The following is a 24,250-nucleotide window of genomic DNA, read 5'->3' as shown; positions in this document are numbered from 1 at the left end:
TTGGCGAGGCCGCAGACATAGGCCATGTCGACAATGTCCATCGTCGGGTTGGCGGGTGTTTCAAAGAAGAACACCTTTGTATTCGGCTGAATCGCCGCTTTCCATGCATCATTGTCGCGGCTGTCGATCGTGGTCGTGCTGATGCCCCATTTGGGTAGCAAATTATCCGTCAGCCAGCGGCACGAACCAAAGGCTGCGCGCGCGGCGACCACATGGTCACCTTGCGACAATTGGCACAGCAACGCCGTCGTCATCGCCGCCATGCCCGTGGCTTGCGCGCGGCATGCCTCGGCCCCTTCCATCAGCGCAATGCGTTCCTCCAGCATTTGCACCGTCGGGTTTTGCAACCGCGAATAGGTCATGCCGTCCTGCTCACCCGCAAAACGGGCGGCTACGGTTTCCGCATCATCATAGGTAAAGCCAGACGAGAGGAACAACGCCTCCGACGTCTCGCCATGTTCGCTACGCCATGTGCCACCGCGCACTGCCTGAGTGGCAGGACGCCAATGCCGGGTGATTTCGCGATTCTGGCCAGTGGTTTTCTTCATAAGTTCGCTTTTCGGGGACTAGAGGGGTTGCGTCAATGGGGAGATGTTTAGGATGTTACTCCGTAGCCCTGAGCAGCGCTTGCGCAGCGAGCGCGTCCGTCGAAGGGCGCGCGTCAACGCAAAGCCGCCCTTCGACTTTTCGCCGGTGCTATGCACCGTCGGCTCAGGGCTACGGTCATTATGATAGCGCAGCCAACACCGCGTCGCCCATTTCGCTGGTGGACATCGTCCCACCAAGGTCGGGCGAGCGGGCACCCGCAGCGAGTGCTTTGGCGACGGCCGCGTCAATGCGGTCGGCAATCGCCGGCAAGTTGAGCGAGTAGCGCAGCATCATCGCGGCGGATAAGATTGTCGCCAGCGGGTTGGCCTTGCCCTGCCCGGCAATATCGGGCGCACTGCCGTGGATGGGCTCATACAGGCCCTTTTGGTTGCTATCGAGCGAGGCGCTGGGCAGCATGCCAATCGATCCAGCACACATGCTCGCCTGATCGGACAAGATGTCGCCGAACAAATTGCCGGTGACGATCACGTCAAACTGGCCGGGGTTGCGCACCAGCTGCATTGCGCAATTGTCGACATACATATGGCTGAGCGCCACTTGCGGATATTCGGCATGGGTTTCAATCACCACATCGCGCCACAGTTGCGAGGTTTCGAGCACATTGGCCTTGTCCACCGAGCATAATTTCTTGCCGCGCGCCATCGCGGTTTCAAAGCCGACGCGGGCAATGCGGCGCACTTCATCCTCATTATAGGACATGATGTCATAGCCTTCGCGCTTACCATCAGCGGTTTTGCGCATGCCCTTTTCGCCGAAATATACATCACCATTCAATTCGCGCACGATGACCATGTCGATCTGTGAGGCAACCTCGGGACGAAGCGCGCTGGCGTCCGCAAGTTCAGGGAACAAGGTCGCGGGCCGCAAATTGGCGAATAAGGACAGTTCCTTGCGCAGCCCCAATATCGCCTGTTCGGGCCGCAAATGCCGTTCCAACGCATCGCAATCGGGGTCGCCCACCGCGCCAAACAATATCGCGTCTGCACGCTTTGCAAGGTCCAGCGTTTCGGGGGGCAGCGGATGGCCGGTCGCCTTATAGGCCGCACCGCCAACCAGTGCTTCTTCGAAGGTCAGTCCGTCAATCGCCAACGCGTCCAATACGCGCCGTGCTTGGGTGATGACTTCGGGACCAATTCCGTCCCCGGGTAATAAGGCAACTAACAAGGCGGCATTCCTCAAAAGAAACCGTAGTGCTGAGCCTGTCGAAGCACGCCTGTCGATATGGCGATGCCTTTAAGCGCCCTTCGACAGGCTCAGGGCCACGGTGTTGTAATCATGCCTCCCCTGCCAAGTGCAGCGCGGTTATGCAACTGCCCTTTTCAGGCGTTCCACCAACCGTTCGCGCGCGGCCATGACATCGGCGCGGCGGTCACCCAGAACATGCGCGACCAAGCGCTTGCGGTTTTGCGCCATCATCGCCACCGGCGCACTGTCGGCGTCATGTTCTTCGGCATAGCCAAGTTCGGCCAGCAATAAGGTTTCATATTGCGCAATCGCCCCCGCCCATACGCGTGCAGCAGGCGCCAGCTCAATCGCCGACAGCAGCCCGTCGCACGCGCTGTATACGCGGGGATAAGGCACGCCTTCCGCCAGCGTTGCCGCGGTCAGCGCGGTGACCCAGTCAATCGCGGCAATCGCCAGCGGCTCGCCCAACAAATGTGCGCGGCTGTGCAGGGGTTCGGGCGTCAGGCGCGCCAACTGCCCCGTTATGCGCGTGCGCCATTCGCCGGTGATGACATTGCCGGGGATCAGCACTGGCCGCAATTGCCGCCCCCGCGCGCCTTGCACATAGCCCGCGAGCATACCGTATTCTTCGGAAAACGCGCGCACGATGGCGCCGGTTTCGCCGTGATTACGGACTGCACAAATGATCGCGGATGCCGTTATGTCCATGCGCCCTCATGCCAACACTGCGGCATGAGGGGAAGCTCTATCCTGCGTCGCTGTGTTCGCCGCTGATCATGAACAACGTCACGCCTGCATATTTTTCCGCGTCGGCTTCGAATAACGGGTCAGTTTCGAACAATTGTTCGGTCAGCTTCAAATCGTTGAGGCCAAGCAAATGAAACGCGCCCAGCTTTTTCTCACGCGGCGGCTCGCCATGTTTTTCGAGCGTTATCGCGTCGATAAACAGCGCGTTGTTCTTGGAATAGAGCACGTGCGGTGCAAGCTTCATCGCCACATTATTGTACGTGGCGGTCACACATTTTTTGAGCGCGATAGCCTCAAGCAGCAATTGGTTGGTCGTCATCGCCTTAGATTATCCGACCAACCGGCGCGCGCAAGTATAAATTGTGCAGTGCAGCATTTTCATCAGTACGCTTGCTTGGCATGCTCAGCGATCAAATCCACCATTCGGCCAACTTGCGACGGAGGCAGATCATGCGCCATTTCGTCGATAATCTCCAGCCGCGCGCCGGGGATGTGGCGGGCGATATCCTCGCTGCCTTCTTTGGGCACAAGCGGGTCAGCCCCGCCATGGACAACAAGGGTGGGCACCTTAATCGTCTTGAGCCGGTCAACGCGGCTGCCATCGGCGATGATCGCCAGCAACTGCCGCCGCGTGCCAACCGGATAATAGCCCCGGTCGAACGCTTTGGCGGCCATTTCGGCGTGGGCATTTTCAGGGCGCGCTGGATCGGGGAAGGAAAACGCACTGACCAGCTCGGCTCCGAACGCGACAGCCTCCTCTCGGCTGGCGTCTGGCGGGCGCTTGACCATGAATTGACGCTGGATATCGGCGCGCGCGCCGGGAAGCCCAGCCTTGCCACTCGACGACATGATCGATGTCATGCTCAACGTCCGTTCGGGGTAGTTGGCCGCCATCAATTGGACGATCATCCCGCCCATCGACGCGCCGACCACATGCGCCTTGTCGATGCCCAGCGCATCCAGCAACCCAATGCCGTCGGCCGCCATGTCACTGAGCGTGTAAGGAACGCGCACCGGCAGCCCTATTCGGGCCTTGAACATCGTCCAGACCAGATGGGGCGTCTTTGCCCCCTCCATCCACTGTGACAGGCCAACGTCGCGATTGTCATAATGGATGACGCGGTAGCCCTTGCTGACAAGGCCGTGAATGAACTCGTCGGGCCACGCAATCATCTGCGCACCAAGGCCCATGACGAGCAGGATGACCGGACCATCGGCTGGGCCGTTTTCCTCATAATAAATGTCGATATTGTTGGCGCGGATATTTGGCATGAACTTCTCCCCTCCCCGCCTTTCTAATCAGCTGCTGGACAACTGCAAGGCCACATCATCCGCCCGCATGGTAGAAATCATACACGGTCTGCGCCACGGCGGCGGACACCCCGGGTGCTTTCTGCAAGTCTTCAAGGCTGGCATTGCGCACAGCGCGCGCGGTGCCGAAATGCAGCAATAAAGCCTTTTTGCGCGAGGGCCCGATGCCGGGCACTTCATCCAGTGGGCTCACCGTTATCGCCTTGCTGCGCTTCGCACGGTGCGCACCAATGGCGTAACGGTGCACCTCGTCACGCAGGCGTTGCAGGTAGAACAGGACCGGCGCATTCACCGGCAAGGTCAATTCGCGTCCGTCGGGGAAGTGAAAAACTTCGCGGCCGTCACGGCCATGATGCGGGCCTTTGGCGATGGCGATCAATGGCACGTCATCGACACCGATTTCCTCCAGCGCCGCCTTCACGCTGCTCATCTGCCCCTTGCCGCCGTCGATGAGCACAAGGTCAGGCCACTGCCCACTGTCGCGGTCGGGATCATCTTCCTGCGCGCGCGCAAAGCGGCGCTGGAACACCTCACGCATCATCGCAAAATCATCGTCGGTCGCGGCCTGTTTGATGTTGAACTTGCGATACTGGCCCTTGATAAAGCCTTCGGGTCCGGCAACGACCATCGCGCCAAGCGCATTGGTGCCCTGAATATGGCTATTGTCGTAAATCTCGATCCGGCGGGGCGGTTCGGGCAGTTCAAACAGGTCCGCCACCTCTTGCAGCAACTTGCCCTGCGTCGTGCTCTCCGCCAGTCGCCGGTCCAGCGCTTCTTCGGCATTGCGCGTGGCCTGTTTGACAAGCCGGACGCGGTCGCCGCGCTGCGGCACGCTGATTTCAATCTTGCGCTCGGCACGTTCGGACAATGCCTCCGCCAACAGATCCGCCTCGGTCAATTCGCGGTCAAGCAATATGTTTTTGGCGGGCGGCACATCTTCGTAAAATTGCGCAAGGAAGCTGGTGAACACCTCATCCTCGGTCATTTCGGCAACATGGGACGGGAAAAACGAACGATGCCCCCAATTTTGTCCGCCGCGGATGAAAAACGCCTGAATACCCATCACGCCATTGCGGTGGGCCAAGGCAAAGATATCCGCATCGCCAACGCCCTGCGCATTAATCGCCTGCGACCCTTGAATGAATGTCAGCGCCTTCAACCGGTCGCGCAGCATGGCCGCACGTTCGAAATCGAGTGCTTCGGCCGCGCCCTCCATTTCCTTCGCCAGCTTTGCCTGCACCGCAGAGGATTTGCCGTCGAGGAAGGATTTGGCATCGGCGACCAGACCGTCATAGGATTGGTCATCAATCCGGCCAACGCAGGGCGCGGAACAGCGCTTGATTTGATACAACAGGCATGGCCGGTCGCGGTTGTTGAAAAAACTGTCCGAACAGCTGCGCAACAGAAACAGCTTTTGCAGCGCATTCAGCGTCTGGTTGACCGATCCCGCGCTCGCAAAGGGGCCGTAATAATGCCCCTTGTTCCGCCGTGCACCGCGATGTTTCTGGATACGCGGGAATTTATGATCCGCGCGCAGCAGGATGAAGGGGAAGCTTTTGTCGTCGCGCAGCAGCACATTATACGCCGGGCGATAGCGCTTGATCAGCTGCGCCTCCAACAAAAGGGCTTCCGCCTCACTATTGGTGGTCACAATCGTCATCGAACGCGTCAGCGCGACCATTCTGCGCAGGCGATTGGGCAAGCGGTCAATCTGCACATAATTGCCGACGCGGTTCTTCAACGCACGCGCCTTGCCGACATATAATATTTCGCCGCGCGCGTCGTGCATCCGGTACACGCCGGGTTTCAGAGGCAAGGTCTTCAGCACATTGCGGATGGCGGCTGTGCCGGTTTCGAGATCCGGTGTGTCCGCACCACGCACCGCATAGGTCGCCTGCTCCTCGTTAAAACGAGAAGCCGCATTGGGTTGATCGGGGCGGTCGGCTTTGGACATGTCGGGGTGATGTAGGCAACGTCGGTGCGCTACACAATCTCATTCCCGCAAATGCGCGGCATGATTATATGTCGGAAGTTGTGCTCCCGCCTGCGCGGGAACCACCAAACTTAGTTCAGCGAGGCGATCGATTGATCGATCAACGCTGCGTCGGCCTTTGCATCATGATGCGCGGCGATCAATTGCGCTGCAGCAGCGGCAGCAGCACTTGCGGCCTTATTGCGGACATCGGCAATTGCGGCGCGTTCAGCGGCAGCAATCTTTTCTTCTGCAGCCTTCGCACGGCGTTCGATCAATGCGGCTGCATCACTCTTTGCGCGGGCAACAATCTGCTTCGCTTCAGCTTCGGCAGAGGCCTTCATCGCATCGGCATCACGCGCCGCCTGCTTTGCCTTTGCTTCATACTCGACCTTGATATTTTCTGCTTCGGCGCGCAGCGCGGTTGCTTGGTCCAGCTGCTGCTTAATGCCGGCAATCTGTCCGTCCAATGCGCCAGCGATCATCGCGGGCACTTTTTTCCAGATTGCCAAGATGATGACGGCAAGCATCGCCAAAGCCACCAGCATCGAGGCGTCAAAGCCAAGCGCCGAAGGCGTGACATGCTCTTCTGCGCCGCCATGTGCTTCAGTCGAAGCGTGCGCAGCGGGCGCGGCGGCTTCGGCGGTAGGCCCCGCAGCGGGTGCGGCGGTGTCTGCTGCTGGAGCAACGGCGGCTGTTGCCGCTGCTGTGTCGGTGGATGCTGCTGGATTAGCCATTGGACATTACCGCCTTCACTGCTTTTGCGGCCTGCGCCGGGGTAACTTTCGCCCCCGAAACCTTGGCAACGATATCCGCAGCGGCGTCCGCAGCCACGGTTTCGATGCTTGCCATTGCCTTGGCTGTTGCAGCCGAAAGCGCGGCTTCCGCAGCAGCCAGTTTCACGCCGATTTCCGCATCGGCTTTCGCCAAACGGGCCTCCGCGTCTTTGGCGCCTTTTGCTTTCGCATCGCTTGCCTTGGCTTGGGCCGCAGCCCGCGCAGCAGCAAGTCCTGCTTCGCCACTATCCCCCAGATCATCCGCTTCGGCACGCGCAAGCTCGGCAGCCGCAAGGTCGTCCGCAATCTTGCGATTACGTGCGTCCATCGTTGCTTCCACTTTTGGCAACATGCCATGACCGATCGTAAAATAGACCAAGCCAAAGACAATCATCAGCCAAAAAAACTGTGATGCATAAGTTTCAAGAATCTGGGCAATTTGTGGCATATTACGCGCTCATCCTATTGAGGAAATGCCCCGGCGGTTGCCGGGGCGAAACCGTCAATTAGGCAACGAAGATCAGGATCATCGCGATAACGAACGCGAGCAGACCAAGAAGTTCGACGGCGGCGAAGCCGATGAACAGACGGCCCTGCTGGCTGTCAGCTGCTGCTGGGTTACGCAACGCGCCCTGAAGGAACGAGCTAAAAACGTTACCAACACCGCCAGCGGCGATACCGGCACCAATTGCTGCCAGACCGGCACCGATCATTTGGGCTGCTTCTGCGTCCATGATAATAACTCCTGTTAAAAATAAAACTTAGTGGTTGAAATCTTAGTGCAAATTGACGGCGTCGTTGATGTACAGCGACGTCAAAAGTGCAAAAACATACGCCTGAATAGCACAAACGAGCAGTTCAAGCAGGGTAATACCAATCATCAAAACAAAGGCCGGGAAGCTGACAATCAGCGGCACCCAAGCGGCTTCTGCATTCAGACCGTTAATCACAAATCCGGCAAGCACCTTCATCATGATGTGACCCGCGGTCATTGCGACGAACAAACGCAGCGCAAGGCTGAATGGACGGATCATGAATGAGAATAATTCAATGACCGGGATCAGCCAGAGCAACCACCATGGCGTGCCATGCGGAACAAACAGGCTGAAGAAATGCAGGCCATGCCGCCAGAAGCCGACGACCAATACAGTACCGAAGCTGAATAGCGCCAGCACGGCGGTGACGGTCAAATGGCTTGTAATCGTGAAAGGATGCACGCCGGGGACGATACCAAAAGGCATCATGCCCATGAAGTTCGCCATCAGGATGAACATGAACAACGAGAACACCAAAGGCACATATTTCTTGCCTTCGGGACCGACATTTGCGGTCAGCATGTTGTTGATGAAGCCCGTGACGCCTTCGACAGCCATCTGCCAGCGGCCGGGGACCATTTCGCGCTTCATTCCGCCCGCCATGAACACCCAAAGCGCGCCAAGAACAAGCACCATGAACAACGATGAGTTGGTGAACATCACGTTGTGACCTGCAATTTCCCAGTGATCAGAGCCAAATAATGGCTCAATCTTGAACTGGTACATCGGATCGATTTTGCCGCTTTCGCCTGCCACGTTCACTACCCTGTTATATACACGTCAAGCGCCCGGTTTAGTCCGGACGCTCTGCTGAAATCTTTATTATATTCCTGAAGGCGACTGCAATGCCCAAGAACATGCAGGTCAACAGGAGCGCAGGTGCGATACCCAGCCAGCGGTCCAAGACCCAGCCAACCAAAGCACCACCAGCAGGACCCGCGATCAACTCGGTTAAAACCCTGTTCCCTTGCCGCATTCCTTTGGCTGGAACCTGATCTTGACCTGAGCGTTCTGCTTCGGCTTTCCGCGCCGCTTTCAGCTGCATATCTAACGACACGAGCCGGGCGTCACTTTTGCCTTTGCCATCCTGCCCGGAATTGTCCGACATCATGTGATTCCATCCAAATAAACACACGGAACCGCCACGCAATCGGGGCAACCCCGCCTAGGCATCGGCGCTTTAGGAGAGCGCCTTCGTCAAGTCAACAGCGCGTCGCCAAGAATGTTGCGTCGCAATAGAATGGGCCGAGGCATCGCTGCCCCGGTCCACTAATGTCGTTCGGCTGATACCCTTATATCTTGGTCGTCCTGAACATGTTTCAGTTGTTACGGACAGCTCGGGTCTCATTCAGGTGCGCTGGATTCGCGTCAATCGACTTGCACCCGTCGCAAAAATCTCCAAAAAGAGCATTATCGCAAAAGGACAGTGCTGATGGTGGACGGCGCGGATAAAATCGAACATCATGGCACCGGCCACCGCGCGCGTCTGCGCAAGCGGCTATTTGAACAGCAAGGCGAAGGCCTGCATGACCATGAGCTTGTGGAATATTTGCTCGCACTGGCCATTCCGCGGCGCGACACAAAGCAAATCGCCAAGGATCTGATCGCGCGATATGGCAGCCTGTCGGCCTTGTTAACGGCCGATGCCGACAGCATCATGCGCGAAAAGTGGATGGGCGAAACAAGTGTCGCTGCGCTGAAAATCGTCCAAGTGGCGGCCTTACGTCTTTTGAGCGCACCCGTCCGCGAGATGCCGATTTTGTCATCATGGCAGGCGCTGCTCGACTATCTGCGTGCCGACATGGCCCATCTGACCATTGAGCGCGTGCGGACCTTATATCTCAACAGCAAAAATATGCTGATCCGCGATGAGATCGCGAGCGAGGGTTCCATCGATCAGGCCGCGATTTACACACGCGAAGTCATCCGGCGCGCGATGGACTTGGGCGCAGCGGCCATCATCCTTGTCCACAACCACCCCAGCGGCGATAGCAGCCCAAGCCGGCAAGACATTGCCATGACGCGGGACATTGCAGAGGCGGGGCAGAAGTTCGGGATAACCGTGCATGACCACATCATCATCGGCAAAGACGGCTTTTCCAGCATGCGGAGCGCCAGGCTGATTTAAAGATTTAGCGGGTGGAATTATTGCGGCGGCTACCCCATAGCCGCAACATGACCTCCCCCGCTTCTGCAAAAAAATCCATCGGCCCGCGCGAATTGACCATCATGATGGCATCGCTGATGGCGCTCAACGCGTTGGCCATTGATGCAATGTTGCCGGCGTTTCCCGCGATGGCGCAGGGGCTGAAGGTTTCCGATCCCAACCAGATCCAGCATATTATTTCGGTCTTTCTGGCCGGCAACGGCATTGGCGCGTTGATCTATGGTCCGCTGTCGGACCGCTATGGCCGCAAGCCAATATTGCTGATTGCCATCATTGGCGCGGCTGTGTTTTCGCTCGCCTGTTCGATCACCCCTGACTTTGAAATGATGCTGGCGATGCGTTTCGCGCATGGTTTGCTCGCCGCTGCGATGGGCGTGCTGGTGATCTCCGTTATCCGGGACCAGTTTGAAGGCGACGCAATGGCGCGGCGGATGTCGACTATATTCCTTATTTTTATGATCGTGCCGATTATCGCGCCAACCATCGGGCAAATGGTCCTGCTGTTTGCGGGCTGGCGGGTGATATTCGACCTGATGGCGTTCATGGCCGTGGCGGCCGCCATCTGGGTATATCTGCGCCTGCCCGAAACACTTGCGCCCGAAAATGTCATTCCGATTGAACCCCATGCGCTGGCAAAGGCATGGAAAGCCGTCGTCCTGCACCGCAATGCTGCCGGATATATGATTGGCGCCGGAATCGTTCAGGGCTCTTTGTTCGGCTATCTCAACAGCTCGCAACAGATGTTCGACAAGGTGTTCCATGCAGCCGACTTTTTCACCATTGGTTTTGCTATCGTTGCCATTGGCATCGCTGCGTCCAATTTCACCAATTCGCAGATTGTGGAACGTTTTGGTGCGCGCCGCGTCTCGCACACCGCGCTTTTGACCTTTATCACACTCGGCGCACTGCAAGTGCTCGCTGCGCAATTCGCGCCGAAGTCGATGCCGTTGTTCCTATTGTTGCTGACGGGCAACATGGCGATGATTGGTTTTATCGGTTCCAACTTTTCGTCGATTGCGATGACACCCTTTGGTCATGTCGCGGGCGCGGCGTCATCGTTTCAGACGTTCGTGCGGACTGGCTTGGCCGCCTCGCTCGGCGCTATCATCGGGCAGCAGTTTGACGGCAGTGTCCTTCCTGTCACGCTTGGTTTTCTGGGTTGCGGGATCACTGCCCTGATGTTGGTTCTATGGAGTGAAAAGGGAATGCTCTTTACGCGCCCACGCACAACACAACCCATTCCGAGCGACCCGCGCAGCTAGGGTCAGGACCTAGGCAAAGAAAAGGGGCGCCGAAGCGCCCCTGCCCTTTTGCGTTATAGCGGTAACCTTAGTCCACAACTGGACCAGGGAATTCACCCATTTCCGGTGCGTCGTCCGTCAGCTGGTCATGCTGCAAGTTTGAATTGCGCATGCCATAAACGAAGTACAGCGCGATGGCACCGATCAGGAAGTATATGAAGAACATCAGCACATTGTAAGGCACTGTCGTGATCAGATACAGGCATGACAAGATGCCGAGGATTGGTGTCAGCGGGTAGAATGGTACCGAAAAGCCCCGTTGCAGATCAGGCGCTGCACGGCGCAGATACATGACCGACAGGCAGACGATGGCAAAGGCTGCCAATGTGCCGACCGAGGTCATGTCACCCAAAACGTTGATGTCAAAGAACCCGGCGGCAACAGCCGTGATCGTGCCCACCAACAATGTGTTGATATAAGGCGTGTGGAACTTTGGATGCACCTTGGAGAAGATCTTCGGCAACAGGCCATCACGGGACATGGTGTAAAAGATACGCGTTTGTGCGTACATCAGCACCAGCACAACCGACGTCAGACCGATGATTGCGCCGACCTTTATGGTTTTGGCCAACCAAGCCCATTGTGCACCAAAGCTGTCGACAACGACCGCGACAGGATCTGGCACGTTCAATGTAGCATAAGGTACAAGCAAGGTCATGATTGCAGCCACCAGCATATAGATGACGGTGCAGACAATCAGCGAACCGATGATACCAAATGGCATGTCGCGCTTAGGGTCCTTGGCTTCCTGACCAGCGGTCGAGACAGCTTCAAAACCGATATAGGCAAAAAAGACGATCGATGCGGCACGCATGATGCCGTCGACACCGAATTCACCGTCGCCGGTGTTTTCCGGGATAAAGGGCGTCCAGTTCGTCGCCAACAGTTCAGGCAGGTTGGATAGGACGATATATCCGCCAACGAGAATGAACGCAGCCAGAACGCTGACCTTGACCGCAACGATGATGTTGTTGACCTTAGCCGATTCCGACACACCCACCATCAACAACAGCGCCAGCGACATGCAGATGAGGAATGCTGGCAAGTTGAAGATTGCGGTGACAGCAACGCCATCAACCAACAGGGGCGCACCGTCACGCATAACCGCATGTCCGGTTGGTCCGGTAAATTGCGGCGGGATGACAAGGCCGAAGTCCGCCAGCAAGCTGACGACATATCCGCCCCAGCCGACGGCCACCACCGATGCGGCCAAGCCGTATTCGAGCAGCAGCAACGCGCCCATGATCCAGGCGACAAATTCACCCAATGTGGTGTAGCTGTAGGTGTAGGCCGACCCGGAAACCGGCAGCGTTGACGAAAGTTCAGCATAGCACAGGCCTGCAAAAGCGCAGACCAAGCCAGCAACGACAAAGGACAGCATAACAGCAGGTCCGGCATGCAATGCAGCGGCACTACCCGTACGGACGAAAATGCCCGCACCAATAATGCACCCAACGCCCAAAAGCAGAAGGTTCCACTTGCCCAACGAACGCTTCAATTCGCTGTTGGCCGACTCTCTTTGTACTTGTGCGATCGTTTTGCGCGCGAACATGCGCTGCATCACGGATTGCTGCTCAATCGCCATCATAATCTCCCCGATGGATTTCGTATCGCGCGGAACCTAACCTCTAAAAGTCTCCGTGCAACTGAATTTCATCGCATAAGCATCGGTCCGAGCGGTTTTCCACCAAAAATATGGACATGCAGGTGCGGAACCTCCTGATGCGAATCCATTCCGATATTGGCGAGCAACCGATATCCGGGTTCGACCAGACCCAATGCGCGCGATACTTGGCCGACAGCGCGCACAAATCCGGCTATTTCCGCGTCGCTGGCTGTGGCGCTGAAATCGTCCCAGCTGACATAAGCGCCCTTGGGAATAACAAGGACATGCGTCGGGGCCTGCGGATTGATGTCGTGAAAGGCAAGCGCCCAGTCATCTTCAAAAACCTTTTTGCAGGGAATTTCCCCGCGCAGGATTTTCGCAAAAATATTCTGGTCATCATACGGCAATGTCGCATCGATTGGCATCTTATTCTCCGGAATTGTCGCGCGCAGCCTTTTCTACCAGGCCGGATACGCCGTCCCTGCGGTCCAGTTCGGCGAGAACATCGTCAAATGCCACGCCGCCCTCGGCAAGCAAGATCATCAGATGGAAAAGCAGGTCTGCCGCTTCAGCAGTAAGATGTTCGGCATTTCCCGACAGCGCGGCAATGATGGTCTCGGTGGCTTCTTCGCCAACTTTCTGCGCAATTTTGCCGCGCCCTTTGGCGAACAGGGACGCCACATAGCTGCTATCGGGCGCAGCGTTCGACCGCTGGGCGATTATGTTTTCAAGTCGTGCAAGCGTGTCGCGCATCAAATGTCCTTCTGCAGGGCGATAACCATCGCCTTGTCCTCTGCGGGTATCAACCCTTCCAAAACGCGCCAGAAACCTGTGACCGATTCCTGCCCTGCTGCGGCATAAGCAGACGCAAGGCTCGTGCGCAGTGCGTCAAATAGCTGCGCTTCAAAACGGACACCCTCTGCAGTCAAACGCAGCAGCTTCTGCCGCCGGTCGACCACCCCCGTGCGCGTTTCCACCAACCCTTTTTCCGCCAAGTCGGTCAGCACCCGGCCGAGCGATTGTTTTGTGATGGCCAGAATTTTGAGCAATTCGCTAATCGTAAGGTCGGGTTGGCGGGCGATGAAATAGAGCGCGCGATGGTGCGCGCGGCCAAGGCCATGTTCTGCCAATCCATCATCTATAGCGCGCGTGAGCCGCGTATAGCCGAAAAACAAAAGCTCAACGCCGCGCCGCACCTCATGCTCGCGCAGAAACAAGGGCGACGCCGTGGGCGCAACAGATACAGAAGATGGGGCAGCCATATTGACGTATCTAAGCCCAGCCCATAGGACGAAGCAAGACCCTAACTGACGAGAGTAACTATGACGTCCGGCGCATTTCCATTTGAGGCGAATCCAAACCCTGTTGACGCGGCGGAACGCGCGGCGCGGCTTGTCGATCCCGGTTTTGGTCGTGTGTTTACAGATCATATGGTCACCATCCGCTATTCGGACGCCAAAGGCTGGCATGATGCGAAAGTCGGCCCGCGTGCGCCGCTCACACTCGATCCAGCGACGGCTGTGCTGCATTATGCGCAGGAAATATTTGAAGGTCTAAAGGCCTATCGCCTTGCAGACGGATCGATGGCGCTGTTTCGTCCGGAACAAAATGCCCGCCGTTTCCAGCGGTCGGCAAAGCGCCTTGCCATGCCCGAACTGCCTGAAGAAATGTTTCTGCAGGCGTGCCGCCAACTGGTTCAAGTTGATAAGGACTGGTTTCCACCGGTCGATGGCGGGTCGATTTATTTGCGCCCCTTCATGATCGCCAGCGAAGTGTTTTTGGGCGTGAAGCCATCGGCGGAATATCTGTTCATGGTCATCGCGTCATCAGCCGGGAATTATTTTAAAAGCGGCGCACCGGCGATTTCGATTTGGGTATCGGAACAATATACCCGTGCCGCACGCGGCGGAACGGGCGCAGCAAAGTGCGGCGGTAATTATGCCGCCAGCCTTGTCGCCCAATCCGAAGCCATTCGCCAGGGTTGTGACCAGGTCGTCTTTCTGGACGCCGCCGAACATCGCTGGGTCGAAGAACTTGGCGGCATGAACCTGTTTTTCCTATTCGACGACGGTTCATTGCTGACACCGCCAACCGATGGCACGATTTTGGAAGGCATCACCCGCGATTCGGTTCTCACGCTTGCCCGCGCGCAAGGCCTGAACGTCCGTGAGGAGCGCTACGCGATGGACCAATGGCGCGCCGATGCCGAATCCGGACGGCTCGTTGAAGTCTTTGCTTGCGGCACTGCCGCGGTCGTGACCCCTGTTGGCACAGTGAAATCCACCCAAGGCGACTTCACCATTGGCGCGGGCGGCGCGGGGCAAATGACCCAGCAAATCCGCACAAAACTTGTGGATATCCAACGCGGAGCGGCAGCAGACACCCATGGTTGGGTGCAACGCATCGATTAAGCTGTTGCGCTACGAGATTCGCACGATATAAGCCGCGCACATCGGCCAGTTTGCTGGCTTGCTGGGGCGTCGCCAAGCGGTAAGGCAGCGGCTTTTGATGCCGCCATTCGCAGGTTCGATCCCTGCCGCCCCAGCCATTTCCTCAATCCGCGCCAATTTCGCACCTCATCCGCACATGTAAGACATTGTAAATGTTTTGGGCCTACGGCTGGTAACACAATGTTTATCGGCATGTTTTTCTCACGGGCGCCGATATTCGGCAACTTGCTGAGGGGCGGACCAAAATATGCGGGTAGTAATTGCGGACGATGAGCCCGAAGTGGTTCATCATCTGAAAGCAATCGTCGAAGAACTTGGCCATGCTGCGGTTGGATATACCGATGGTAACGCACTTATGCGGACCTTGGTCAGCGACCCGTTTGATTTGCTGATGCTCGATTGGAACATGCCCGGCAAAGATGGGCTCGAGATTCTGAAATGGATGCAAGAGACGCTGCCCAAGCAACCGCCGGTCATGATGATAACCAACCGGTCTGCGAAAAAAGATATTACCGAGGCACTTTATGCCGGAGCCGCTGATTATATCAGTAAGCCAGAAGACCGCGCGGTTATCGCCGCACGCATCAGTGCGATATTACGCCGTGGCGCAATTGGTGGCGCTTTTGATACCGAAGCGACATATGGCAAATATCACTTAAACCGGATTGAACAGACGGTCCTGGTGAATGGGCAGATCATTGCGCTCACGGCCAAAGAGTTGGAATTGGCCGACTTTTTCTTCCGCAATGTCAACCGCACATTGTCGCGCAATCATCTTATGGAGGCGATCTGGCGGACGACCGCGGCCTTGGCCACGCGCACATTGGATATGCATATCTCGCGCGTGCGTTCAAAGCTGCACCTGCAGCCTGAAAACGGCTTTCGCATTTCAACGGTCTTCGGATACGGCTACCGCCTGGAAACGATTGCCAATACGCGTTAGTTTCGGCCGAACATCTAGCGCACAGCCAGATATACCAACCCTCAGTCGCTTATTGATGCTTATGCAGCTTTCTTCGCGCGCTCGGTCATTTCCTGATTAAGCATTTCTGCCAACAGGAACGCGAGTTCAAGCGATTGCGCGGCATTCAACCGTGGGTCGCAATGCGTGTGATACCGATCGGCCAAACCTTCGTCGGTCACGGCAACCGCACCGCCGGTGCATTCGGTGACATTCTGGCCCGTCATCTCAATATGGATACCGCCGCCAAAGCTGCCCTCTGCACGGTGCACCGCAAAGAAGCCGCGGACTTCGGCCAAAATACGTTCGAACGGACGCGTTTTATATCCGCTGGCGGATTTGACGACATTGCCGTGCATCGGATCACATGACCAGATAACAGGATGCCCCTCACGCTGGACGGCACGCACCAAAGTGGGCAATCCGCTTTCAACCTTGTCATACCCATAACGTGAAATCAGCGTGATCCGGCCCGCTTCGCGCGACGGGTTCAACCCATCCAACATGCGCAACAGTGCGTCGGGTTCAAGGCTTGGCCCGCATTTGATACCAATGGGGTTCCCGATGCCGCGCAAGAATTCGACATGCGCCGAACCGTCAAAGCGGGTGCGATCGCCAATCCACAGAAAGTGCGCCGATGTATCGTACCAATCGCCGGTCAGGCTGTCCTGACGTGTCATTGCCTGCTCATACGGCAACAACAATGCCTCGTGGCTGGTGTAAAAGCTCGTGCCCTTAATCTGCGGGACAGTTTCTGGCGTAATGCCGCAGGCTTCCATGAAAGCCAGCGCCTCGCTAATGCGATCAGCCGTTTCCTTATATTTCTGCGCCCATGGCGAGCGGCCCATATAATCATGCGTCCACGCATTGACCTGCTGCAGATTGGCGTAACCACCGTTGGAGAACGCGCGCAGCAGGTTCAGCGTTGACGCAGCCTGGCTATATGCACGTATCATCCGTGCCGGGTCAGGCTCGCGGCCTTCGGCAACAAATTCAATGTCGTTGATGATGTCGCCGAAATAGCTGGGCAGCTCGACGCCATTGATTGTTTCAGTGGGGGTTGAGCGTGGCTTGGCAAATTGGCCAGCCATCCGGCCCAATTTCACGACAGGCATTTTGCCAGCAAAGGTCAACACAACCGCCATTTGCAGAATGACGCGGAATGTATCGCGGATATTGTTGGGATGAAATTCGGCAAAGCTTTCGGCGCAATCGCCGCCTTGCAACAGAAACGCCTTTCCGTCGGCTACCTTGGCTAGATCCGCCGTCAAATTGCGCGCCTCGCCTGCAAAAACCAGCGGCGGATAGTTGCGCAGCGTCTCTTCGGTTACCGCTAATGCTTCTGCATCCTTGTATTCAGGCATGTGAATGCCCGTCGCGTTTCTCCAGCTATCCGGCGTCCAAGGTGTCGCCATGCGATCTACTCCAACAATATTCATTCAAAAGACGCGCCCTTTAGGCGTAATATGTTGCGAGAAGCAAGCATTAGCCGCGAATTTACGCCGGTTTTGCAAAATGCAATCGCCATGGCGTGATTTGGTATGCGCGGTGCCAAATTCCCTGTTGGCAAAAGCCGTTAAAGGCGTCTATCAGGCCCGCTGAATCGACCCAATTGTGAGGCGAAATGCTTTTCAGTTCGGGAAGAGACGGGATTTCGACGCTATTGCGGTTTAACCGCCGCAACGCAAAAAGGGCAGATTATGTCGACAGTCAAAAAGACAAAAAGCACGGCGAAAAAGCCGGCAGTAAAAAAGCCGGCGGCTGCGCCGGCCGCTTCAGTCGCAACGAAAGCTGCAGCTGGTACGCAGAATCATGATGGCGCAGAAGGTTCGGGCGTTCGTCGCCGTGACTTCATTCACGTCGCCGCGGTCAGCTTCGCGGGCGTAGGTGCAGCAGCGGTTGCGATGCCATTGGTATCGCAAATGAGCGCAAGCGCGGACGTGCTCGCACTCGCCTCAATCGAGGTTGACGTTGCCGCTATCCAGCCAGGTCAGGCCATTAAGACCAGTTGGCGCAAACAGCCGGTATTCATCCGCAACCTGACCCCTGCCGAAGTCGAAGAAGCAAGCAAGGTTGATGTTGGTTCGCTGCGCGATCCACAAACCCTTGCCGATCGCACCAAGCCAGGCAAAGAAAATTGGCTGATTACCCTTGGCGTTTGCACCCATTTGGGCTGCGTGCCGCTTGGTGCCGCAGCTGGGGAAGTTAAGGGTGAATATGGCGGCTATTTCTGCCCATGCCATGGTTCGCATTATGATACCGCCGCACGTATCCGGAAGGGCCCAGCCCCGACAAATCTTGTCGTTCCGGAATTCGCATTCATTTCTGACACAGTCGTCAAAATCGGTTGAGGAGCTAAAACGCAATGAGCTTCCCTTGGGCACAAGAATATAAACCGCAGGGTACGGTGAGCAAATGGGTCGACGAACGTCTTCCTTTGCCACGCCTTGTATATAACGCGGTCGGCGCCGGATATCCGGTACCCCGCAACCTCAATTACTTCTGGAACTTCGGCGTCCTTGCGGGCGTCGCTTTGGTGATCCAGATTGTGACCGGCATCGTGTTGGCCATGCATTATTATGCAAGTGTCGACGGCGCGTTCAACAGCGTTGAACACATCATGCGCGATGTGAATTCGGGCTGGTTTATTCGCTATGCGCACATGAACGGCGCAAGCTTCTTCTTCATCGTGGTCTATATCCATATCTTCCGCGGTCTTTTCTATGGCTCATATAAAGCGCCACGCGAAATGATCTGGTTGCTGGGCGTCACCATCTTCTTGTTGATGATGGCGACTGCGTTCATGGGCTATGTGCTTCCATGGGGCCAAATGAGCTTCTGGGGTGCACAGGTTATCACGGGCTTCTTCTCCGCCATTCCATTGGTGGGTGAACCACTGCGTCAGTTGCTCTTGGGCGGTTTTGCGCCAGACCAAGCCGCGCTGAACCGTTTCTTCTCGCTGCACTATTTGCTGCCATTCGTCATTGCCGGCGTCATCATCTTGCACATCTGGGCATTGCACATTCCAGGGTCTTCAAACCCAACGGGCGTGAGCGTAAAGGGTGAGCAGGACACGGTTCCATTCCACCCCTATTACACCGCAAAAGACGGCTTCGGCCTTGGGATCTTCTTGATCTTCTTCGTGGCGGTCACTTTCTTTGCACCAAATATGCTTGGCCACCCGGACAACTATATTCCGGCGAACCCGCTATCGACGCCAGCGCACATTGTGCCTGAATGGTATTTCTTGCCCTTCTACGCGATTTTGAAGGCGTTCACGGTCGACTTTGGCATTCCGTTCACCGGCATCATCCTCATCCCAGCTAAATTGATGGGCGTGCTGGCAATGTTCGGTTCGATCTTGCTATTGTTCTTCCTGCCTTGGCTGGACACGTCTCCCGTGCGTTCGGGACATTATCGTCCATTGTTCCGCAAATTCTTCTGGTATGGTCTGATCCCATGTATCGTCATCCTGACCTATTGCGGTGGCAAACCTCCATATACCCAGTGGGTTGTACTCAGCCAGCTTGCGGCAGCGTATTATTTCGCCCACTTCTTGATCATCTTGCCAATCGTTTCGCGCATTGAACGGCCGCTTCCGCTGCCAAATTCAATCACCGAAGCTGTCACCGGCAAACCGCTTCCAGCGGCTGCGTAAAACAGGGAAAGCATAATCATGGTTCGTTTAGTTGCTTTTTTGGTAGGCCTGTTTTTCAGCGGCATGCTGTTGCTCGGCCTTGGGGACACCGTCATCACTGCAATCAAGGAACCAGCCGTTCCTTCGGTTGAGGCCGAGTTCCACGAAGAGTCTTTGCCCGTTAAATTTGCCCATGACGGTCCGTTGGGCAAATATGACCGCGGTGAATTGCAGCGCGGTTTGAAGGTCTATGCTGAAGTCTGCGCCGCTTGCCACAGCTTGAATCTGGTCGCGTTCCGCGATTTCGCGGCCTTGGGTTACAGCGAAGAACAGGTCAAAGCGCTTGCAAAGGCATGGAAGACCGAAGTTCCAAGCATCAACCCCGAAACGGGTGAGCCTGCGACACGTCCGGCTATTCCTGCGGACAAAATTCCTTCGCCATTTGCGAACGAAGTTGCAGCACGTGCGGCCAACAACAACGCGCTTCCACCAGATCTTTCGCTGATCACAAAGGCGCGTGAAAATGGCCCAGCATATGTGTATTCATTGCTGCTCGGCTATCGTGACCAAGCTGGCTACAAGAACGAAGAAGGCAAAGAACTGCTGAAGGAATTCCCTGAAGCGGCGACACCTGCCGGCCTGCACTTCAACCCATGGTTTGCGAACCTGAACATCGCAATGGCGGCACCGATCGTTTCCGATGACCAGGTTACCTATGACGATGGTACGAAGGCTACCAAGGAACAGATGGCGAGAGACGTCTCTGCATTCCTGACCTGGGCTGCGGAACCAAAGATGGAAAACCGTAAGAGCGCAGGTTGGGCAGCCCTTGGCTTCCTCCTGGTCTTCACGGTGCTTGCTTGGATGTCCTACAAAACGATCTGGGCAGACAAGAAGCATTGATAAAAAAACAGCATAGTTTTTGGAAAGGGCCGCTTTTGCGGCCCTTTCTTTTACAATCTGGGCGTTGACGCTAGGGCCGTATAATGGCAATAGCGGCGCTCAAGACGGCCCATGGCCAGTCGCGGGTATAGCATAGTGGTAATGCACTAGCCTTCCAAGCTAGCTAGAGGGGTTCGATTCCCCTTACCCGCTCCAACTTTCCCCAGCTTCAAATCATCCCATGCCGTTACAGTTTGCGACAAAGCACGCTTTGCCTCGACAAACTGTTGCGAAATATTCAGACTATATGCGCTACATCTGTAGTCCCGCGGACGATCACAAGGAGCGATTAGGATGAAGAAACTTCCAATTTATGCTGGCCTGATGGCCTTTTCAGCAATGTCAGCTTCAGCAATATATGCCGCGCCCGATGGAAGGGCAGACCAAGACGGCGACCGCATTATCACCAAAGCAGAAGCCATGGCCGCTGCTGATGCGCGCTTTGAGATGATGGACGCCAATGATGATGGCACGCTGAATGAAGGCGACAAGGCCGCGATGTTGGCCAAGCGTTTTGCCGCAATCGACACCGACAAAAACGGTTCGGTCAGCCAAGCTGAATTCATGGCCGCACATGACATGCGCGGGGAGCGCCGCGCTGACCGACGCAAAAAGCGCATGGAGCATCGCAAGATGGGCAAGCGTCATGAGCGCGAAGGTGGCCGTGACGGACGCATGGATATAATGGCGCGTGCGGACAGCAATGGTGACAAGGCGATATCACAGCCAGAATTCCGTGCAGCCGCTGAAGCCCGTTTCGCCAAAGCCGATACCAATAAAGATGGCAGCATAACCCCCGACGAGCGCAAGGCCGGACGCAAGGGTCGCTGGAACGGACCAATGGCCCCTGCCCAGCCCAACGGCGGCTAACGACGGAGCATCGACCGGGCCCATGGCGGTGATGTCGTGCTGCACAATCGCGCCGAGGGCGGCAATCGCGCGACAATGTCGTTTAAGATATAAAAGCTAACGGCGCCGCATGTGAACATTTGGCCCATGGGCGCGGTTGCCATGAAGGCCACATACGGTCTAATCATCGACAATTGGTTTCCATCGGAGAGTTTTCATGCGCATCGCGCTCTATCAACCGGACATGGCCGGCAATGTCGGGGCGGTATTACGCACAACCGCATGCTTTTGCGTCCAATGCGACATCATTGAACCTTGCGGTTTTCCCTTTTCAGAACGTGCCTTGAGGCGTGCCGGTATGGATTATGTCGCGCATGCAAAGATACAGCGCCACACCGACTGGTCAGCGTTTCTTGAAACATTGAACGGTGCGCGGTTGGTGCTGATGTCGAGCAAGGCGTCAACCGCCCTGCCCGCCTTCGCCTTTCGGCCCGATGATGTCATCCTGATGGGGTCCGAAAGCAGCGGCGCACCGCCCGAAGTGCATGCCCGCGCCGACGAACGCGTGTATATTCCCATGGGCGCTGGATTTCGGTCCTTGAACATTTCGGTGTCGGCTGGCATCGCGCTGGCAGAAGGTCTTCGGCAGACCCAACAATTTCCGGAAGGTGCAGTATGACTCTGGTCCTCGACAATCGGCAGCAAACCGCGCGCAGTTGGTTCGAATCGCTGCGCGACAGCATTTGTGCGGCGTTTGAAGCCATCGAACGCGAAGCCGGATCAGACGCATCTTTCGAATATATCCCTTGGGATCGCCACGACCATGACGGTTCGCCCGGCGGCGGCGGCGTACGCGGTGTGATGAAGGGTAAAATCTTTGAAAAGGTCGGCGTAAACGTCTCGACCGTAGGTGGCAGCTTCAACCCCGAATTTGCCAAGACCATTCATGGCGCGGCTGAAGATCCCAATTTTTTCGCGACCGGCATCAGCCTCGTCGCGCATATGGCCAATCCACATGTGCCGGCGGTGCATATGAACACGCGCTATCTCGTGACGACGAAAAGCTGGTTTGGCGGCGGTGCGGATCTCAACCCGCCCATCCCCTATGAAGAAGACACGGCCGACTTTCACGCGCGCCTGCGTGCGGCCTGCGCGCCTTATGGCCCTGACGTGTACGAACGTTATCGCAAATGGGCGGAGGATTATTTCTGGATCCCCCACCGCAACGTGCATCGCGGTGTTGGTGGTATTTTCTACGATCATCTCGAAAACAGCAGTGATGCCATTTTCGACCAGAATTTTGCACTGACCCGCGATGTCGGCGAAGCTTTCCTCGATATCTTCCCCAAGCTGGTGCGCCGCCGGATGAATCAGCCATTCACCGCCGAAGAAAAGCAAGCGCAGCGGCGCTGGCGCGGGCTCTATGCCGAATTCAACCTTGTATATGACCGCGGCACCACCTTTGGCCTGAAAACTGGTGGAAATGTTGACGCGATTTTGATGAGCCTTCCGCCCGACGTCGCCTGGGATTAACCCAAAATGCCGTATAGCCCGATTGCCGATGGCGACCTTGGTGCCATTGTAACCTCGCTGGAAATGACCAAGCGTCCGCCATTGCGCGCGCTGCCTGCGTCAGATTTGCGGCTAGAGCCATGGCACGCCCCGCATGCGGAAAAATACCGGACGCTCTATCGCCGCATTGGTGAGCCATGGCTGTGGTTCTCACGCCTTGAGATGGACGACGAGACGCTGATTGCGACCATTCACGACCCCAAGGTCCGGATTTGGGCGGTAGTGGACAGGCACGGGATTGAAGTCGGCATATTGGAACTCGACTTCAGAACCGATGGCGCATGTGAAATCGCCTTTTTCGGCCTGATCCCCGAACTCGGCGGCAAGGGCCATGGCAAATGGTTGATGGCCATGGCGCTTCAGCTCGGCTGGGCAGAGGCGGGCGTGCAGCGCATGTGGGTGCATACATGCACGCTGGACGGTCCAACCGCGCTAAGCTTCTATCAAAAGGCCGGGTTCATTGCCTATCAACGGCAATTGGAGACATTTGCGGACCCGCGGATCAGCGGGCTCATCCCGCGCGATGCAGCGCCGCATGTTCCCATTATTGGTTAGCCGTCTGTGCCCCAAGCTGACGATTAACTGCCGTTGCAGCGATAACGTAAATAACGGCCTCAACCGCTGCGAAAAACGCGCTGACCGCAGCTTGGACGATGGGAACGCCGCCCTCGCCCGCAATTGCTTGGCATATCCCGGCGACGGCATCACCAACGATCCCGGAAACCAGGCGTATAGCCACCGCAATAAACAGCGTCAGTATCACTATGGCCCAACCGCATTTGCGGGTTGTCGCCCAAGTCTGCTTCACCGCGTCTATGATGCCAAGCGCCGGATCTTGCGCGATGACCGCGGGCAGCACGGCAAAGCGGCCCGTGAGATAAAGTCCGGGAATGATGAACAGCAAGAACCCCGCAAATGTCGCCCAGCCGGTCAATATGGTCGCAGTCAAATATGTCGGGAACAATGCGGCCGCGATGACAAGCGCGTCGCCCACTTTTGCCAATTTGCGCCCCGAAATCAGGACATAAAGCGCAAGGCTGCTATACATTGTGACAAGCATCGCCGGTAACAAGACTGGCCAATTCGCCTCGAAATAACCGCTGAACGCCGCGATGACTTTAGGCGTATCGTCAAAGCTTTCAAGGATGAGCGGTGGCGCGAGATAGCCCGCGATCCAGTTCGACATGAAAATGAAAAAGCCCGCAATGGCGATGATGGCTTCACGGTGCGCCGCGAATGAAGCACGCGCATCTTTTGCCACCGCACGATAATCAAGCTTCTTTTGCATATACACTCCCTGACAGATCGCGGGGTAGAGGCTGACATATCCGGTGGCAAGCGGCTTGCACC

Annotated in this window: 28 protein-coding genes and 2 tRNA genes; 13 read left to right on the top strand and 17 right to left on the bottom strand. The window is 56.6% G+C overall.

Annotation, left to right across the window (positions count from 1 at the left end; genetic code table 11):
* From ACIQ0G_RS00995 to ACIQ0G_RS00945, 11 genes are all read right to left on the bottom strand, one after another.
* A partial coding sequence (locus tag ACIQ0G_RS00995) for a PLP-dependent transferase (protein WP_397576294.1) occupies positions 1 to 548 on the bottom strand: 548 nt, incomplete at its 3' end.
* 178 nt (positions 549 to 726) lie between these two features.
* Entirely contained in the window at positions 727 to 1,773 is a 1,047-nt protein-coding gene (gene leuB, locus ACIQ0G_RS00990) for a 3-isopropylmalate dehydrogenase (protein ID WP_397576293.1), read from the bottom strand.
* A 138-nt stretch (positions 1,774 to 1,911) separates the two neighbouring features.
* Positions 1,912 to 2,502, bottom strand: a complete 591-nt coding sequence (locus tag ACIQ0G_RS00985; RefSeq protein WP_397576292.1) for a DNA repair protein RecO — start codon at positions 2,500 to 2,502, stop codon at positions 1,912 to 1,914.
* A 37-nt stretch (positions 2,503 to 2,539) separates the two neighbouring features.
* Positions 2,540 to 2,860 carry a hypothetical protein gene (locus ACIQ0G_RS00980; protein ID WP_397576291.1) on the bottom strand — a complete coding sequence of 107 codons (321 nt, stop codon included), beginning with the start codon at positions 2,858 to 2,860 and terminating at the stop codon, positions 2,540 to 2,542.
* Positions 2,861 to 2,922: 62 nt separating this feature from the next.
* Entirely contained in the window at positions 2,923 to 3,813 is an 891-nt protein-coding gene (locus ACIQ0G_RS00975; RefSeq protein ID WP_397576290.1) for an alpha/beta fold hydrolase, read from the bottom strand.
* 55 nt (positions 3,814 to 3,868) lie between these two features.
* Positions 3,869 to 5,806, bottom strand: a complete 1,938-nt coding sequence (gene uvrC, locus ACIQ0G_RS00970; RefSeq protein ID WP_397576289.1) for an excinuclease ABC subunit UvrC — start codon at positions 5,804 to 5,806, stop codon at positions 3,869 to 3,871.
* A 110-nt stretch (positions 5,807 to 5,916) separates the two neighbouring features.
* Positions 5,917 to 6,561, bottom strand: a complete 645-nt coding sequence (locus ACIQ0G_RS00965; protein ID WP_397576288.1) for a F0F1 ATP synthase subunit B — start codon at positions 6,559 to 6,561, stop codon at positions 5,917 to 5,919.
* Positions 6,554 to 7,048: an ATPase gene (locus ACIQ0G_RS00960; RefSeq protein WP_397576287.1), complete on the bottom strand. Its 495-nt coding sequence runs from the start codon at positions 7,046 to 7,048 to the stop codon at positions 6,554 to 6,556. The genes ACIQ0G_RS00965 and ACIQ0G_RS00960 overlap by 8 nt, the downstream gene beginning before the upstream one ends.
* 58 nt (positions 7,049 to 7,106) lie before the next feature.
* A complete protein-coding gene (locus tag ACIQ0G_RS00955; RefSeq protein ID WP_125229901.1) occupies positions 7,107 to 7,334 on the bottom strand; it encodes a F0F1 ATP synthase subunit C in 228 nt (75 codons plus the stop codon).
* Between the two features lie 42 nt (positions 7,335 to 7,376).
* Positions 7,377 to 8,171, bottom strand: a complete 795-nt coding sequence (locus ACIQ0G_RS00950; RefSeq protein WP_397576286.1) for a F0F1 ATP synthase subunit A — start codon at positions 8,169 to 8,171, stop codon at positions 7,377 to 7,379.
* A 37-nt stretch (positions 8,172 to 8,208) separates the two neighbouring features.
* Entirely contained in the window at positions 8,209 to 8,526 is a 318-nt protein-coding gene (locus ACIQ0G_RS00945; protein WP_324477757.1) for an AtpZ/AtpI family protein, read from the bottom strand.
* 321 nt (positions 8,527 to 8,847) lie between these two features.
* On the opposite strand from ACIQ0G_RS00945, the gene radC reads away from it, so the two are divergent.
* On the top strand, positions 8,848 to 9,543 hold the full coding sequence (gene radC / locus ACIQ0G_RS00940; RefSeq protein ID WP_397576285.1) for a DNA repair protein RadC: 696 nt from the start codon (positions 8,848 to 8,850) through the stop codon (positions 9,541 to 9,543).
* Positions 9,544 to 9,590: 47 nt separating this feature from the next.
* On the top strand, positions 9,591 to 10,844 hold the full coding sequence (locus tag ACIQ0G_RS00935) for a multidrug effflux MFS transporter (RefSeq protein ID WP_397576284.1): 1,254 nt from the start codon (positions 9,591 to 9,593) through the stop codon (positions 10,842 to 10,844).
* 67 nt (positions 10,845 to 10,911) lie between these two features.
* On the opposite strand, the gene ACIQ0G_RS00930 is transcribed toward ACIQ0G_RS00935, so the two are convergent.
* The 4 genes from ACIQ0G_RS00930 to ACIQ0G_RS00915 form a co-directional block, all read right to left on the bottom strand.
* Complete coding sequence (locus ACIQ0G_RS00930; protein WP_397576283.1) at positions 10,912 to 12,471, bottom strand: amino acid permease; 1,560 nt, start codon at positions 12,469 to 12,471, stop codon at positions 10,912 to 10,914.
* A 65-nt stretch (positions 12,472 to 12,536) separates the two neighbouring features.
* Positions 12,537 to 12,914 carry a histidine triad nucleotide-binding protein gene (locus ACIQ0G_RS00925; protein ID WP_397576282.1) on the bottom strand — a complete coding sequence of 126 codons (378 nt, stop codon included), beginning with the start codon at positions 12,912 to 12,914 and terminating at the stop codon, positions 12,537 to 12,539.
* 1 nt (position 12,915) lies between these two features.
* Complete coding sequence (locus ACIQ0G_RS00920) at positions 12,916 to 13,242, bottom strand: phosphoribosyl-ATP diphosphatase (RefSeq protein WP_397576281.1); 327 nt, start codon at positions 13,240 to 13,242, stop codon at positions 12,916 to 12,918.
* Positions 13,242 to 13,751, bottom strand: a complete 510-nt coding sequence (locus ACIQ0G_RS00915; protein ID WP_397576280.1) for a MarR family winged helix-turn-helix transcriptional regulator — start codon at positions 13,749 to 13,751, stop codon at positions 13,242 to 13,244. Before ACIQ0G_RS00915 ends, ACIQ0G_RS00920 begins: the two co-directional genes overlap by 1 nt.
* A gap of 60 nt (positions 13,752 to 13,811) precedes the next feature.
* Here ACIQ0G_RS00915 and ACIQ0G_RS00910 point away from each other — a divergent pair, with 60 nt between their 5' ends.
* The 3 genes from ACIQ0G_RS00910 (at position 13,812) to ACIQ0G_RS00900 (ending at position 15,882) form a co-directional block, all read left to right on the top strand.
* Positions 13,812 to 14,900, top strand: a complete 1,089-nt coding sequence (locus tag ACIQ0G_RS00910; protein ID WP_397576279.1) for a branched-chain amino acid aminotransferase — start codon at positions 13,812 to 13,814, stop codon at positions 14,898 to 14,900.
* Between the two features lie 62 nt (positions 14,901 to 14,962).
* Positions 14,963 to 15,037: transfer RNA gene (locus ACIQ0G_RS00905), tRNA-Gln, on the top strand.
* 149 nt (positions 15,038 to 15,186) lie between these two features.
* Positions 15,187 to 15,882 (top strand): response regulator transcription factor, encoded by a 696-nt coding sequence (locus ACIQ0G_RS00900; protein WP_397576278.1) that lies wholly within the window; start codon positions 15,187 to 15,189, stop codon positions 15,880 to 15,882.
* Positions 15,883 to 15,941: 59 nt separating this feature from the next.
* On the opposite strand, the gene ACIQ0G_RS00895 is transcribed toward ACIQ0G_RS00900, so the two are convergent.
* Positions 15,942 to 17,315: a class II 3-deoxy-7-phosphoheptulonate synthase gene (locus tag ACIQ0G_RS00895; RefSeq protein ID WP_397576277.1), complete on the bottom strand. Its 1,374-nt coding sequence runs from the start codon at positions 17,313 to 17,315 to the stop codon at positions 15,942 to 15,944.
* 285 nt (positions 17,316 to 17,600) lie between these two features.
* Between ACIQ0G_RS00895 and petA the strand changes: the two genes are divergently transcribed.
* The 8 genes from petA to ACIQ0G_RS00855 all read left to right on the top strand — a co-directional run bounded on the left by petA (position 17,601) and on the right by ACIQ0G_RS00855 (position 23,455).
* The gene (gene petA, locus ACIQ0G_RS00890) at positions 17,601 to 18,251 is read left to right on the top strand and encodes a ubiquinol-cytochrome c reductase iron-sulfur subunit (RefSeq protein ID WP_397576276.1); all 651 of its coding nucleotides are present in this window, start codon (positions 17,601 to 17,603) and stop codon (positions 18,249 to 18,251) included.
* A gap of 14 nt (positions 18,252 to 18,265) precedes the next feature.
* Positions 18,266 to 19,558, top strand: coding sequence for a cytochrome bc complex cytochrome b subunit (locus tag ACIQ0G_RS00885; RefSeq protein ID WP_397576275.1), 1,293 nt, complete (start codon positions 18,266 to 18,268; stop codon positions 19,556 to 19,558).
* Positions 19,559 to 19,576: 18 nt separating this feature from the next.
* The gene (locus ACIQ0G_RS00880; RefSeq protein WP_395628740.1) at positions 19,577 to 20,440 is read left to right on the top strand and encodes a cytochrome c1; all 864 of its coding nucleotides are present in this window, start codon (positions 19,577 to 19,579) and stop codon (positions 20,438 to 20,440) included.
* A gap of 121 nt (positions 20,441 to 20,561) precedes the next feature.
* Positions 20,562 to 20,635: transfer RNA gene (locus tag ACIQ0G_RS00875), tRNA-Gly, on the top strand.
* A 138-nt stretch (positions 20,636 to 20,773) separates the two neighbouring features.
* Positions 20,774 to 21,349 carry a calcium-binding protein gene (locus ACIQ0G_RS00870; protein WP_397576274.1) on the top strand — a complete coding sequence of 192 codons (576 nt, stop codon included), beginning with the start codon at positions 20,774 to 20,776 and terminating at the stop codon, positions 21,347 to 21,349.
* 196 nt (positions 21,350 to 21,545) lie between these two features.
* A complete protein-coding gene (locus tag ACIQ0G_RS00865; RefSeq protein ID WP_397576273.1) occupies positions 21,546 to 22,007 on the top strand; it encodes a tRNA (cytidine(34)-2'-O)-methyltransferase in 462 nt (153 codons plus the stop codon).
* A complete protein-coding gene (gene hemF / locus ACIQ0G_RS00860; protein WP_397576272.1) occupies positions 22,004 to 22,861 on the top strand; it encodes an oxygen-dependent coproporphyrinogen oxidase in 858 nt (285 codons plus the stop codon). The genes ACIQ0G_RS00865 and hemF overlap by 4 nt, the downstream gene beginning before the upstream one ends.
* 6 nt (positions 22,862 to 22,867) lie before the next feature.
* A complete protein-coding gene (locus tag ACIQ0G_RS00855; protein ID WP_397576271.1) occupies positions 22,868 to 23,455 on the top strand; it encodes a GNAT family N-acetyltransferase in 588 nt (195 codons plus the stop codon).
* On the opposite strand, the gene ACIQ0G_RS00850 is transcribed toward ACIQ0G_RS00855, so the two are convergent.
* Positions 23,445 to 24,188 carry a hypothetical protein gene (locus ACIQ0G_RS00850; protein ID WP_397576270.1) on the bottom strand — a complete coding sequence of 248 codons (744 nt, stop codon included), beginning with the start codon at positions 24,186 to 24,188 and terminating at the stop codon, positions 23,445 to 23,447. The genes ACIQ0G_RS00855 and ACIQ0G_RS00850 overlap by 11 nt on opposite strands.
* Positions 24,189 to 24,250: the final 62 nt, after the last annotated feature.

It is taken from the genome of Sphingorhabdus sp. (genome assembly GCF_044354325.1).
Classification (GTDB): Bacteria; Pseudomonadota; Alphaproteobacteria; order Sphingomonadales; family Sphingomonadaceae; genus Sphingorhabdus_B.
The sequence above is the reverse complement of the archived record's forward strand: the minus strand, read 5'-3'. Positions and strand labels throughout refer to the sequence as shown.

What these genes read in the sequence shown, in the direction of transcription:
- ACIQ0G_RS00850 (WP_397576270.1), bottom strand. Translation starts at nt 24,188, where the DNA reads ATGCAAAAGAAGCTTGATTATCGTGCGGTGGCAAAAGATGCGCGTGCT.
- ACIQ0G_RS00910 (WP_397576279.1), top strand. Translation starts at nt 13,812, where the DNA reads ATGACGTCCGGCGCATTTCCATTTGAGGCGAATCCAAACCCTGTTGAC.
- ACIQ0G_RS00955 (WP_125229901.1), bottom strand. Translation starts at nt 7,334, where the DNA reads ATGGACGCAGAAGCAGCCCAAATGATCGGTGCCGGTCTGGCAGCAATT.
- ACIQ0G_RS00985 (WP_397576292.1), bottom strand. Translation starts at nt 2,502, where the DNA reads ATGGACATAACGGCATCCGCGATCATTTGTGCAGTCCGTAATCACGGC.
- ACIQ0G_RS00870 (WP_397576274.1), top strand. Translation starts at nt 20,774, where the DNA reads ATGAAGAAACTTCCAATTTATGCTGGCCTGATGGCCTTTTCAGCAATG.
- hemF (WP_397576272.1), top strand. Translation starts at nt 22,004, where the DNA reads ATGACTCTGGTCCTCGACAATCGGCAGCAAACCGCGCGCAGTTGGTTC.
- ACIQ0G_RS00865 (WP_397576273.1), top strand. Translation starts at nt 21,546, where the DNA reads ATGCGCATCGCGCTCTATCAACCGGACATGGCCGGCAATGTCGGGGCG.
- ACIQ0G_RS00965 (WP_397576288.1), bottom strand. Translation starts at nt 6,561, where the DNA reads ATGGCTAATCCAGCAGCATCCACCGACACAGCAGCGGCAACAGCCGCC.
- ACIQ0G_RS00885 (WP_397576275.1), top strand. Translation starts at nt 18,266, where the DNA reads ATGAGCTTCCCTTGGGCACAAGAATATAAACCGCAGGGTACGGTGAGC.
- petA (WP_397576276.1), top strand. Translation starts at nt 17,601, where the DNA reads ATGTCGACAGTCAAAAAGACAAAAAGCACGGCGAAAAAGCCGGCAGTA.
- ACIQ0G_RS00915 (WP_397576280.1), bottom strand. Translation starts at nt 13,751, where the DNA reads ATGGCTGCCCCATCTTCTGTATCTGTTGCGCCCACGGCGTCGCCCTTG.
- ACIQ0G_RS00880 (WP_395628740.1), top strand. Translation starts at nt 19,577, where the DNA reads ATGGTTCGTTTAGTTGCTTTTTTGGTAGGCCTGTTTTTCAGCGGCATG.
- ACIQ0G_RS00945 (WP_324477757.1), bottom strand. Translation starts at nt 8,526, where the DNA reads ATGATGTCGGACAATTCCGGGCAGGATGGCAAAGGCAAAAGTGACGCC.
- ACIQ0G_RS00855 (WP_397576271.1), top strand. Translation starts at nt 22,868, where the DNA reads ATGCCGTATAGCCCGATTGCCGATGGCGACCTTGGTGCCATTGTAACC.
- ACIQ0G_RS00960 (WP_397576287.1), bottom strand. Translation starts at nt 7,048, where the DNA reads ATGCCACAAATTGCCCAGATTCTTGAAACTTATGCATCACAGTTTTTT.
- ACIQ0G_RS00930 (WP_397576283.1), bottom strand. Translation starts at nt 12,471, where the DNA reads ATGATGGCGATTGAGCAGCAATCCGTGATGCAGCGCATGTTCGCGCGC.
- ACIQ0G_RS00975 (WP_397576290.1), bottom strand. Translation starts at nt 3,813, where the DNA reads ATGCCAAATATCCGCGCCAACAATATCGACATTTATTATGAGGAAAAC.
- ACIQ0G_RS00900 (WP_397576278.1), top strand. Translation starts at nt 15,187, where the DNA reads ATGCGGGTAGTAATTGCGGACGATGAGCCCGAAGTGGTTCATCATCTG.
- ACIQ0G_RS00980 (WP_397576291.1), bottom strand. Translation starts at nt 2,860, where the DNA reads ATGACGACCAACCAATTGCTGCTTGAGGCTATCGCGCTCAAAAAATGT.
- uvrC (WP_397576289.1), bottom strand. Translation starts at nt 5,806, where the DNA reads ATGTCCAAAGCCGACCGCCCCGATCAACCCAATGCGGCTTCTCGTTTT.
- ACIQ0G_RS00935 (WP_397576284.1), top strand. Translation starts at nt 9,591, where the DNA reads ATGACCTCCCCCGCTTCTGCAAAAAAATCCATCGGCCCGCGCGAATTG.
- ACIQ0G_RS00925 (WP_397576282.1), bottom strand. Translation starts at nt 12,914, where the DNA reads ATGCCAATCGATGCGACATTGCCGTATGATGACCAGAATATTTTTGCG.
- ACIQ0G_RS00895 (WP_397576277.1), bottom strand. Translation starts at nt 17,315, where the DNA reads ATGGCGACACCTTGGACGCCGGATAGCTGGAGAAACGCGACGGGCATT.
- radC (WP_397576285.1), top strand. Translation starts at nt 8,848, where the DNA reads ATGGTGGACGGCGCGGATAAAATCGAACATCATGGCACCGGCCACCGC.
- ACIQ0G_RS00920 (WP_397576281.1), bottom strand. Translation starts at nt 13,242, where the DNA reads ATGCGCGACACGCTTGCACGACTTGAAAACATAATCGCCCAGCGGTCG.